At 69.8% G+C, this 10,125-nt stretch carries 12 protein-coding genes; 9 read left to right on the top strand and 3 right to left on the bottom strand.

Annotation, left to right across the window (positions count from 1 at the left end; all coding sequences use genetic code 11):
• Positions 1-278 (top strand): AMP-binding enzyme (locus ACODT0_RS30785; protein WP_489043013.1); only part of this gene is annotated, 278 nt, incomplete at its 5' end.
• A gap of 149 nt (positions 279-427) precedes the next feature.
• Entirely contained in the window at positions 428-931 is a 504-nt protein-coding gene (locus ACODT0_RS30780) for a hypothetical protein (protein WP_057594542.1), read from the top strand.
• A 9-nt stretch (positions 932-940) separates the two neighbouring features.
• Here ACODT0_RS30780 and ACODT0_RS30775 read toward each other — a convergent pair whose 3' ends face one another.
• A complete protein-coding gene (locus ACODT0_RS30775; RefSeq protein WP_057594543.1) occupies positions 941-1,246 on the bottom strand; it encodes a c-type cytochrome in 306 nt (101 codons plus the stop codon).
• 126 nt (positions 1,247-1,372) lie between these two features.
• On the opposite strand from ACODT0_RS30775, the gene ACODT0_RS30770 reads away from it, so the two are divergent.
• Together ACODT0_RS30770 and ACODT0_RS30765 are read left to right on the top strand one after the other, a co-directional pair.
• Complete coding sequence (locus ACODT0_RS30770; RefSeq protein ID WP_057594544.1) at positions 1,373-1,627, top strand: TIGR04438 family Trp-rich protein; 255 nt, start codon at positions 1,373-1,375, stop codon at positions 1,625-1,627.
• 91 nt (positions 1,628-1,718) lie between these two features.
• Positions 1,719-3,410 (top strand): SMI1/KNR4 family protein, encoded by a 1,692-nt coding sequence (locus ACODT0_RS30765; RefSeq protein WP_489043012.1) that lies wholly within the window; start codon positions 1,719-1,721, stop codon positions 3,408-3,410.
• A gap of 10 nt (positions 3,411-3,420) precedes the next feature.
• On the opposite strand, the gene ilvD is transcribed toward ACODT0_RS30765, so the two are convergent.
• Positions 3,421-5,115, bottom strand: a complete 1,695-nt coding sequence (gene ilvD, locus ACODT0_RS30760; protein WP_057594546.1) for a dihydroxy-acid dehydratase — start codon at positions 5,113-5,115, stop codon at positions 3,421-3,423.
• Between the two features lie 110 nt (positions 5,116-5,225).
• Between ilvD and ACODT0_RS30755 the strand changes: the two genes are divergently transcribed.
• Positions 5,226-6,182: a LysR family transcriptional regulator gene (locus ACODT0_RS30755; protein ID WP_057594547.1), complete on the top strand. Its 957-nt coding sequence runs from the start codon at positions 5,226-5,228 to the stop codon at positions 6,180-6,182.
• Here the strand turns inward: ACODT0_RS30755 and ACODT0_RS30750 are convergent.
• Positions 6,130-7,101: a LysR family transcriptional regulator gene (locus tag ACODT0_RS30750; RefSeq protein WP_057594548.1), complete on the bottom strand. Its 972-nt coding sequence runs from the start codon at positions 7,099-7,101 to the stop codon at positions 6,130-6,132. The two genes, ACODT0_RS30755 and ACODT0_RS30750, sit on opposite strands and share 53 nt — an antisense overlap.
• Positions 7,102-7,241: 140 nt before the next feature.
• Between ACODT0_RS30750 and ACODT0_RS30745 the strand changes: the two genes are divergently transcribed.
• The 4 genes from ACODT0_RS30745 to ACODT0_RS30730 all read left to right on the top strand — a co-directional run bounded on the left by ACODT0_RS30745 (position 7,242) and on the right by ACODT0_RS30730 (position 10,102).
• Complete coding sequence (locus tag ACODT0_RS30745; protein WP_261210623.1) at positions 7,242-8,015, top strand: SDR family oxidoreductase; 774 nt, start codon at positions 7,242-7,244, stop codon at positions 8,013-8,015.
• A 19-nt stretch (positions 8,016-8,034) separates the two neighbouring features.
• The gene (locus ACODT0_RS30740; protein ID WP_057594550.1) at positions 8,035-8,304 is read left to right on the top strand and encodes a hypothetical protein; all 270 of its coding nucleotides are present in this window, start codon (positions 8,035-8,037) and stop codon (positions 8,302-8,304) included.
• 64 nt (positions 8,305-8,368) lie between these two features.
• The gene (lgt, locus tag ACODT0_RS30735) at positions 8,369-9,226 is read left to right on the top strand and encodes a prolipoprotein diacylglyceryl transferase (protein WP_261210624.1); all 858 of its coding nucleotides are present in this window, start codon (positions 8,369-8,371) and stop codon (positions 9,224-9,226) included.
• Positions 9,227-9,430: 204 nt separating this feature from the next.
• Positions 9,431-10,102 (top strand): GntR family transcriptional regulator, encoded by a 672-nt coding sequence (locus tag ACODT0_RS30730; protein WP_057594552.1) that lies wholly within the window; start codon positions 9,431-9,433, stop codon positions 10,100-10,102.
• Positions 10,103-10,125 lie beyond the last annotated feature (23 nt).

Raw genomic sequence — 10,125 nt, 5'->3', positions numbered from 1 at the left:
GCGAGGCGGTGTGCGCCTTCGTGGTGCTCAAGCGCGCGCGCCCGACCGGCGAGGAAGCGAAACAGATCGCCACCGAGTTGCGCAACTGGGTGGCCAAGGAGATCGGGCCGATCGCCAAGCCCAAGGACATCCGTTTCGGCGACAACCTGCCCAAGACGCGCAGCGGGAAGATCATGCGGCGGCTGCTGCGCAGCATCGCCAAGGGCGAGGCGATCACGCAGGACACGTCCACGCTCGAGAACCCGGCGATCCTGGAGCAGTTGTCGCAGACGAACTGATCAACACGGCATTCCTGCTGTAGGACAGGGGCGTCTGTGCCGGGCCGAGAGCCGGGCAGGCCCCTTCGCTGAGGTAAAACCGCTGGCACCACCGCGCGCCTCGAAGCGCGCGGGTTCCCAACGTGTTCGATCTTTCCGAAGGAGGCCCCATGGGCGTGAGATCCGCTTTCCTGTTCGTCATCGTGCTGCTGATCGCGGCGCTGGCCGCGCTCAACTGGGGCACGCTGTCCACGCCCACCGACGTGTGGCTGGGCTTCATGACCGTCTCGGCGCCGCTGGGCCTGATCATGCTGGGGCTCACCGTGGTGCTGGCGGCCTTCTTCCTGGTCTACGTGCTGTACCTGCACAGCGCGGTACTGCTCGACACCAAGCGCCACACCAAGGAGATGCAGGTGCAGCGCGACCTCGCCGACAAGGCCGAGGCCTCGCGCTTCACCGAGCTGCGCAACTTCCTGCAGGCGCAGGAGAACCAGCACATGGCGCAGAACGCCGAGCGCCAGACGGCGCTGCTGGCGCGCATCGACCAGCTCGAGTCCGCGGTGCGGCTGCGTTCGGACCAGTCCGACAACACGCTGGCCGCGCACATCGGCCAGCTCGAGGACCGCATCGAGCGCCGGCCCTCGCTGCCCGCGGACATCGAGCCGCGGATCTGAGGGGCCGCCTTATTTCGTCGACAGGATCCAGGCCGCGAGCTTCTTCGCGTCGGCTTCGCTGACCTGGTTGTTGGCCGGCATGGGCACCGGGCCCCACACGCCCGAGCCGCCCTTGATGATCTTGCCGGCCAGCATGTCGGCCGCGCCCGCGTTGTCCTTGTACTTGGCCGCCACGTCCTTGAACGAGGGGCCGAGCACCTTGCGCTCGACCGCATGGCAGCTCATGCAGTTCTTCGAGGTGGCCAGCGCCAGGTCGGCGAAGGCGGGGGCTGCCAGGCCGAGGGCCAGGGTCGCGAACAGCAGGGCTCTTTTCATGGGGATCGGATTCTCTGTTTGTGTAAGGGCTGAGTTACATTCGATGGCTCAACGCGATGATGATTGTAGGGAGCGCCGGCCACCGGCGCGCGACCGCATCGCGCGATACGACCCGGAGGATTCGCGATGTGGTTTCTGGTGCTGGGCATCCTGGGCGTGGCCCTCAAATACTTCGAAGTCGGCCCGGTCGGCACCTGGAGCTGGTGGATCGTGCTGATTCCTTTCGCGCTCGCCGTGGCCTGGTGGGCCTGGGCCGATGCCTCGGGCTACACCAAGCGCAAGGTGGTCGAGCGCGAGGACGCGCGCCGCCAGGCGCGCATCGACCGGCAGAAGGCCAACATGGGCCTGAAGACCGGCACCGGATCGCGCCCACGCCGCTGAGTCCTGTGCGCTGACGGGCCCGCCGCGGCCCGCGTGTGAAACTCCTCCGACACGCCGCGCGGACCGCGGCGCTTCACAGGGAGGATCGAGGATGTCCACGCGCCTTTCATCGAACGGGCTTGCGCCCGTGCTGCGCATCGCCATGGGCTTGCTGATCGTGCTGGCCATGGGCACGGCCGGCTGGCTGCATCGCTCGCCATGGATCGTGCTGCTGGCGACGCCGTTGTTCACCGTGCTCTACGCGCTCGGCAAGTGGAATGCCTGGACCTTGGCCTGGCGGCTCGGCGGCGCACAGCGGATCGCGCTGTCGGCGCTCGTGACGCTGCCGATCCAGGCGGTGCTCGCGGGCGTGTTCTATCTGTTGGGGCTGGGCCTGAGCATGCTGCTGGCGCCGGCCGCGACCATCGCCGCGTTCTCGGGCGCCGATGCGCAGTGGGCCGCGGCGCTGTTCGTGCTGGCAGTCGCCGTGAGCGCGGCGATCATCCGGCTCGAGGCCGCGGCGCCCGAGCCCGTGGCTGCCACGCCATCGCGCGCATCGCCCGCAGCGGAGGCCGAGCCCGAACTCGACATCGATCCGACGCCGCTCGATCGCGACACCTTCTTCGAGTCCCCCGGCTACTGGCGCACCAATGCCGCGCGCGAAGCGCTCGCGCAGCGCGGCACGCCGGTCGAGAAGCCGCCGTTCGCGGCCAGCGAAGCCATGATCGCGGGCGCCGAGGCGCGGTTGGGCTTTCGACTGCCCGACACGCTGCGCGCGCTCTATGGGCGCATGAACGGCGGCTACGTGGGCTGGCTCTACGTGCCGCTGAAGCGCGACGCGGGGCCGTTCCACGACGACTGGCGCGGTGCCTTCTCCATCGACTATTCGAGCCTCGCGACGCTGGCCGAGCTGCGCACCGTGGCCGAGCACTACGAGGACTTCACGCACGATCCCGAGGACGTGCCGGCCGGCGCCGACAAGCTGGTGGTGCTGCAGGCCCGCTACGGCGACATGACCTTGCTCGACTACACGCGCGGGCCGCAGGCGCGGGTGCTGATCGCGGACTTCGATCGCCAGCCCGGCGTGGAGCCGGTCGACATCGCCTTCGAGAGCTTCGACGATTTCTTCGCGGCGCTGCGGCGCGTGCGTCCGGAGCGCGGCGTGGCGCGAACGGTTGCGCGCGATCTCGGCCCGCCGCTGGGCGAGGCACCGGAGCAATGGCGTGCCTCGATGTTCTGGGGCGAGGCGCAGTCGCATTTCTTCCATCTCAATGCCGTGCAGCGCAAGGACGGCTCCGAGCCGCAACTGGTGGCCGACGATGCGTTGATCGCGCAGACCGAGGCGCGGCTGGGCCTGCGGCTGCCACGTGCGCTCGTGGCGCTGTGGCGCGTGAAGAACGGCGGCGGCGTCTCGTGCCGCTGGGTCGACATCGCCGACGGCGACGGCCAGCCGTACAGCGAGGTCCTGCGCTACCTGATGCCGATGGAGTACCTCGCGACGCTGGCCGAGCTGTCGGACCGCATCGTGTTCCCGCCCGGCGAAACGCCGTGGAAGCAAGGCTTCGACGCGCCGCAGCGCCTCGTGGTGCTGGAGGCCGACCACGGCAGGGTGGTCATGCTCGACTATCGCGACAGCGGCGCGCAGGCCCCGGCCGTGCTGGTCGTGGACGACCTGGACCGTGGTCCACCGCGCGAGCTGCTGCGCTTCGACAGCGTCGATGCGTTGCTGACGCGCCTGCGCCCGAGGGCCATCGGCTACGAGGACGTCGCGAAGCCGTGGCAGCCACCGGCCGCCACGGCCTGAGCGCCGGGCTTCAGAACTTGTCGAGCACCGCGCCCGAGCTCGCGCTCGAGGCATTGAACGCGAACTTGGCCTGCACGCCGCGCGTGTAGCGCGGGGCTGGAGCCTTCCAGCCTTCGCGGCGCTTGGCGATCTCGGCCTCGGGCACGTTGAGCTCGAGCTTGAGCGCATGCGCGTCGATGGTGATCGAGTCGCCCTCGTGGACGAAGGCGATGGTGCCGCCGGCCGCCGCTTCGGGCGCCACGTGGCCCACCACCATGCCCCAGGTGCCGCCCGAGAAGCGGCCGTCGGTGATCAGGCCCACGCTCTCGCCGAGGCCCGCGCCGATCAGCGCACCGGTGGGCGCGAGCATCTCGGGCATGCCCGGGCCGCCCTTGGGGCCGAGGTAGCGCAGCACCATCACGTCGCCGGCCACGATCTTGCCGTCGAGGATGGCCTTGAGCGCCGACTGCTCGTCGTCGAACACGCGCGCCGGGCCGGTGATGACCGGGTTCTTGAGGCCGGTGATCTTGGCGACCGCGCCTTCGGGCGACAGGTTGCCCTTGAGGATCGCCAGGTGGCCTTCGTCGTACATCGGCTTGTCGATCGGGCGGATCACGTCCTGGTCGGCGCGCGGCACGTCGGGCACGTCCTTGAGCACTTCGGCGATGGTCTGGCCGCTGATGGTGATGCAGTCGCCGTGCAGCAGGCCGGCGTTGAGCAGCACCTTCATGACCTGCGGAATGCCGCCGGCCTGGTGCAGGTCGACCGCGAGGTACTTGCCCGAGGGCTTCAGGTCGCAGATCACCGGCACCTTCTTGCGCATGCGCTCGAAGTCGTCGATGGTCCATTCCACGCCGGCCGCGTGCGCGATCGCGAGGAAGTGCAGCACCGCGTTGGTCGAGCCGCCCGTGGCCATGATCACGGCCACCGCGTTCTCGATCGCCTTCTTGGTCACGATGTCGCGCGGCTTCAGGTCCTTCTTGATCGCCTCGATCAGCACCTTGGCCGATTCCTTGGCCGAGTTGGCCTTCTCGTCGTGCGGGTTCGCCATGGTCGACGAGTAGGGCAGCGAGATGCCGAGGGCCTCGAAGGCGCTGGACATGGTGTTGGCCGTGTACATGCCGCCGCACGAGCCGGTGCCGGGAATGGCGCGCTTCTCGATCTCGAGCAGGTCCTCGTCGCTCATGTTGCCGGCGGCGTTCTGGCCCACGGCCTCGAACACGCTCACGATGTTGAGGTCCTGGCCCTTGTAGCGGCCCGGCAGGATGGTGCCGCCGTAGACGTAGATGGCGGGCACGTTGGCGCGCAGCATGCCCATCAGGCCGCCGGGCATGTTCTTGTCGCAGCCGCCGACCACCAGCACGCCGTCCATCCACTGGCCGCCGACGCAGGTCTCGATGCAGTCCGAGATCACCTCGCGGCTCACCAGCGAGTACTTCATGCCTTCGGTGCCCATGGCCATGCCGTCGGAGATGGTGGGGGTGCCGAACACCTGCGCGTTGCCGCCGGCTTCCTCGATGCCCGCGATGGCCGCGTCGGCCAGCTTCTGCAGGCCCGAGTTGCAGGGCGTGATGGTGCTGTGGCCGTTGGCGACGCCGACCATCGGCTTCTTGAAGTCGCCTTCCTCGTAGCCCATCGCGTAGAACATCGAACGGTTGGGCGCGCGGCTCTTGCCTTCGACGATGTTGGCGCTGCGGCGATTGATCTGGATTGGCTTGGTGTCCATGGTGGGTGTCTCTTCGATCGTGGGGAGGGAAAACCGGGGAGCGCCAAGTATCGGACTTCTGATTGATTGCTTCCAATCCATTTTGAGAGGCTGATTGATATGCTTGGCATATGAATGAAAGCCTGATCGACCTGCGGGCCTGGCGCCAGTTCGTGGCCGTGGCCGAGGAGCTGCATTTCGGCCGCGCCGCGCGGCGCCTGCACATGACCCAGCCGCCGGTCACGCAGGCCATCGCCCAGCTCGAGAAGACCCTGGGCGTGGTGCTGTTCGACCGCACGCGGCGCCGGGTGGCGCTCACGCCGGCCGGCGAGGCGCTGCTGCCCGACGTGCGCGAACTGCTGGCGCGCGCCCAGGCGCTGCCGGCGCGCGCCCGCGCGGCCGCGGCCGGGCAGGTGGGGCGGGTGCGCATCGCCTTCGTCTCGACCGTGGGCTTCGAGCAGTTGCCCGACTGGGTGCGCGAGTTCCGCGTGCTCTGCCCCGAGGTGGCGCTCGAGCTGGTCGAGGCCACGGGCGACGTGCAGCTCGAGGCCTTCGCGCGCGGCGAGATCGATGCCGGCCTGATGCTGCATTCGCCGGGCGCCGCGCCGCCGGGGCTGGCGCGGCTGGCGGTGTCGCAGGAGCCGCTGGTGCTGGCCCTGCCGCAGCGGCACGCGCTCGCGAGCGCCGAGAAGCTGCCGCTGGCCGAGGTGCTGGCCGAGCCGCTGGTGATCTTCCCGCGCCGCATCGTGCCTTCGCTGCACGACGCGGTCTTCGCGCTTTACCACGCGGCCGGGCGCGTGCCTCAGCTGGCGCAGGAGGCGATCCAGATGCAGACCATCGTCAACCTGGTCTCGGGCGGCATCGGCGTGGCCTGGGTGCCCGAGAGCGTCACGCAGTTCCGTCGCGCGGGCGTGGTCTACCGGGGCGCCGGCGAGTTCGCGCCCGCGGGCCGGCGCCGCGCCGCGTCGGCGCTGCCGCGCTGCGAAACCAGCCTGGTGTGGCCGGCGGAGGCCGCCAACCCGGCGCTCGAGCGCTTCATCGCGTTCGTGCGGGAGCGCCAGCCGGCGGCCGCGCGCGGCGCGGCGTAGCGGCGGAAGAGGGCGGCGGCCCGTCGAGCGCGGCGGCCAGCAGCGTCTCGAGCCAGCCCGCGAAGGCCTGCAGGCGCCGCGACAGGTTGCGCCGGTGCGGGTACACGAGGTGCACCGGCAGCGGCTCGGCGCGCGCGTCGGGCATCAGCTCGACCAGCTCGCCGGCCGCGAGCTGCGTGCGCACGTCGTACAGCGGGATCTGGATCAGCCCCAGGCCCGCGAGCGCGCAGGCGATGTAGGTCTCGGCGTTGTTGGCCGTCACCTGGCTGCGCATGCGCAGCGAGGCGGTCTCGCCGTCGCGCTGCCATTCCCAGGGCGCCGCGCGGCCGCTGGTCGGCGAGGCGTAGTTCACCGCCAGGTGCTGCGGCAAGTCGGCCGGTGTGCGCGGCGTGCCGTGCCGCGCCAGGTAGGCCGGGCTCGCGCAGTTGACCAGCGTGAAGTGCCCGAGCGGCCGCGCCACCAGGCTGCTGCTGGCCAGCGGCCCCACGCGCAGCGCGCAGTCCACGCCCTCGTGCACCAGATCGACCGCGCGGTCGCTCGAGCCGAGTTCGAGCTCGAGCGCCGGGTAGCGCGCGAAGAAATCGGGCAGTGCGGGCGCGATCAGCAGCCGCGCGATGCGGCTGGGCACGTCGACCTTGAGCCGCCCGCCCACGCTGCCGTGCGCGGGCAGGAACTGCTGCTCGAGGTCGTCCATGTCGGCCACCAGCGCGCGGGCGCGCTCGAGCAGCACCTCGCCGTCGGGCGTGAGGCCCACGCGCCGCGTGGTGCGGTGGAGCAGCCGCGAGCCCAGCCGCGCCTCGAGCTGCTGCACCGCGGTCGAGATGGTGGCGCGCGGCAGGCCGAGGCGGTCGGCGGCGCGCGTGAAGCTGCCGGACTCGGCCACGCGCAGGAAGACCTGGAGGAGGTCGATGCGGTCCATGAGAAGGGCGCCGGGGCGGGAAGGGATTGTTTGGGAATTTCCGAACAGTCTAGCCTCGAATTGCCTATTTATCGGCCGTCTGACGATCAATACACTGCCCCCGTGTCACACATCAATGGCTTTCAACCCAGGAGATCCCCATGTCCGCACGCACATTGAAGAACAAGGTCGCCGTCATCGCCGGCGGCGGCAAGAACCTCGGCGCGCTCGTCGCCCAGCAACTGGTCGACGGGGGCGTGCGCGGCGTCGCCATCCACTACAACAGCGACAGCTCGCGCGCCGATGCCGAGAAGACCGCCGCCGCCCTCGAGGCCAAGGGCGCCGACACCCTGCTGGTGCAGGGCGACCTCGCGGTGGTCGAGAACAACGTCAAGCTGTTCGACCAGGCCGTCAAGCAGTTCGGCCAGGTCGACATCGCGATCAACACCGCGGGCGTGGTCATCAAGAAGCCGATCCTCGAGGTCACCGAAGCCGACTACGACAAGAGCTTCGACGCCAATGCCAAGGCCGCCTTCTTCTTCATCCAGCAGGCCGGCCGCACGCTGGCCGAGGGCGGCAGCATCGTCACGATCGTGAGCTCGCTGCTCGCGGCCTACACGCCGTTCTATGCGATCTACCCGGGCTCGAAGGCCGCGGTGGAGCACTACACGCGCGCCGCCTCCAAAGAGTTCGGGGAGCGCGGCATCTCGGTCAACGCGATCGGCCCGGGCCCGATGGATACGCCCTTCTTCTACGGCCAGGAGAGCAAGGAAGCGGTGGACTACCACAGCAGCGCCGCCGCGCTCAGCAAGTTCTCGAAGAAGGGCCTGACCGACATCGAGGACATCGCGCCCATCGTGCGCTTCCTGGTCACCGAGGGCTGGTGGATCACCGGCCAGACCATCTTCGCCAACGGCGGCTACACCACGCGCTGACGCATCGCGCCGAGAAGCGATGCACACGCTCATCGTGATGGGCAGCGGCTTCGTGCTGCTGGCCTTCTTCCTGCTGGCCGGCCGCGTGCTCGGCGGCGGCGGCGACGCGGCCCTGGGCACGGCCGCGCTATGGTTCGTGCCGGCCTGGTTCGTCGGCGCCGGCATCAACATGGCGGTGGGGGTGATCGAGGCCGGCTACAGCGTGGCCGAGGAGCTGCCGATCTTCCTGCTGGTGTTCGCCGTGCCGGCCGCCGTCGCCGGCATCGTTTGGTGGAAGTTCGGGCGCTGAGGCCCGCGCCCCCGGATGCCCCCACGCCCCCGGCCGCGTCATGCGGCGCGGGCACAATCCGCGGATGCTCATGTATCCGCAGATCAATCCCATCGCCCTGCAGCTCGGGCCGATCGCCATCCACTGGTACGGCCTGACCTACCTGGCGGCCTTCGCGCTGTTCTACTTCCTCGGCACGCTGCGGCTCAAGCACGAGCCCTACCGCAGCCTCGTGGGCGCCGGGGCCTGGCAGCGCAAGGACATCGAGGACATCCTGTTCCTCGGCGTGGTCGGCGTCATCGTCGGCGGCCGGCTCGGCTACTGCCTGTTCTACCGGCCCGAGTTCTACCTGTTCAATCCGCTCGAGATCTTCAAGGTCTGGGAAGGCGGCATGAGCTTCCACGGCGGCATGCTCGGCGTGATCGCGGCCATGGTCTGGTTCGCGCGTTCGCGCGCGCGGCCGTTCTGGCAGGTGATGGACTTCGTCGCGCCCTGCGTGCCGACCGGGCTCGCGGCGGGCCGCGTGGGCAACTTCATCAACGGCGAACTCTGGGGCCGCTTCAGCAGCCCCGACCTGCCCTGGGGCATGGTGTTCCCGCAGAGCGGCTCGATGCTGCCGCGCCATCCCTCGCAGGTCTACCAGTTCCTGCTCGAGGGGCTGCTGCTGTTCGTGCTGCTGTGGCTCTACGCGCGCAAGCCGCGCAAGCAGGCCCAGGTGTCGGCCTTCTTCCTCGTGGGCTACGGCATCTTCCGCTTCATCGCCGAATTCTTCCGCGAGCCCGACAAGATCTTTGCCCACCCGGGCAACGAGCTGGGCCTGCGCGCGCTCGACCTGAGCCAGGGCCAGTGGCTCTGCGTGCCGATGATCCTGGGCGGCATCGCCCTGTGGGTCTGGGCCTCGCGCCGCGAGCAGGCGCCGCCGCCGGTGGCCAGCAAGGCCTGACGCCGCACCGGGAGCCGGGGAGGGCGGGGCGCCGCCCCGTCCCGCGCCTCCTGCACCTGCCGCGTGCCGCACCGCCGGCCACGCAAGCTATCGTCTGACCAGGGTAAGTCCGGAGCCCCGCGTTTCACGCGCGGCCCTTGCGCTGCTTCGCATCCGGGCTCAGAATTACGCGTAATTACAGGAAATTACGCGATCGAACCCGCCATGCGCCTGGTCCACAACTCCCTGCACGACGAAGTCGCCACCACGCTGCGCGAGCAGATCTTCGACGGCACCCTGGCACCCGGCAGCTTCGTCGACGAGATCGCGCTGTGCGAGCGGCTGTCGATCTCGCGCACGCCGCTGCGCGAGGCGCTCAAGGTGCTCACCGCCGAAGGCCTGCTGCGCCACGAGCCGCGCCGCGGCTGCTTCGTGCGCGAGGTGACCGAGCGCGACCTCGACGAGATCTTCCCGGTCATCGCGCTGCTCGAGGGCCGTTGCGCCTTCGAGGCGGCGCGCAACGCCAGCGATGCCGAGCTGCACGAGCTCGACGCCCTGCACGAGCGGCTGGTGCGCCACGCCAAGGCCAAGCGCATCAACGACTACTACGCCACCAACCACCTGATCCACGAGGCCATCATCCAGCTGGCCGACAACAAGTGGCTGGCCCAGGTGATCGGCGACCTGCGCAAGATCCTCAAGCTCGCGCGCCAGCAGCAGCTGCATGCGCCGGGGCGGCTCGAGCAGAGCCTGTCGGAGCATCTCGCGGTGTTCGCGGCGCTCAAGGCGCGCGACAGCGAAGGCGCCGATGCCGCGATGCGCACCCACATGACGCGCCAGCGCGAGGCGCTGCGCGAGGTGATGCGCAACCAGCAGAAATCGCGGGTCATGCCATGAAGCGCGGCGCCGTCGTGTCCGCG

Source organism: Variovorax sp. FG153, assembly GCF_057809595.1.
Note: the sequence above shows the minus strand (reverse complement) of the source record. Positions and strands in the feature narration are given on the sequence as shown.

Coding starts and splice junctions, on each gene's coding strand:
- ACODT0_RS30780 (WP_057594542.1), top strand. CDS start 428: ATGGGCGTGAGATCCGCTTTCCTGTTCGTCATCGTGCTGCTGATCGCG.
- ACODT0_RS30775 (WP_057594543.1), bottom strand. CDS start 1,246: ATGAAAAGAGCCCTGCTGTTCGCGACCCTGGCCCTCGGCCTGGCAGCC.
- ACODT0_RS30770 (WP_057594544.1), top strand. CDS start 1,373: ATGTGGTTTCTGGTGCTGGGCATCCTGGGCGTGGCCCTCAAATACTTC.
- ACODT0_RS30765 (WP_489043012.1), top strand. CDS start 1,719: ATGTCCACGCGCCTTTCATCGAACGGGCTTGCGCCCGTGCTGCGCATC.
- ilvD (WP_057594546.1), bottom strand. CDS start 5,115: ATGGACACCAAGCCAATCCAGATCAATCGCCGCAGCGCCAACATCGTC.
- ACODT0_RS30755 (WP_057594547.1), top strand. CDS start 5,226: ATGAATGAAAGCCTGATCGACCTGCGGGCCTGGCGCCAGTTCGTGGCC.
- ACODT0_RS30750 (WP_057594548.1), bottom strand. CDS start 7,101: ATGGACCGCATCGACCTCCTCCAGGTCTTCCTGCGCGTGGCCGAGTCC.
- ACODT0_RS30745 (WP_261210623.1), top strand. CDS start 7,242: ATGTCCGCACGCACATTGAAGAACAAGGTCGCCGTCATCGCCGGCGGC.
- ACODT0_RS30740 (WP_057594550.1), top strand. CDS start 8,035: ATGCACACGCTCATCGTGATGGGCAGCGGCTTCGTGCTGCTGGCCTTC.
- lgt (WP_261210624.1), top strand. CDS start 8,369: ATGCTCATGTATCCGCAGATCAATCCCATCGCCCTGCAGCTCGGGCCG.
- ACODT0_RS30730 (WP_057594552.1), top strand. CDS start 9,431: ATGCGCCTGGTCCACAACTCCCTGCACGACGAAGTCGCCACCACGCTG.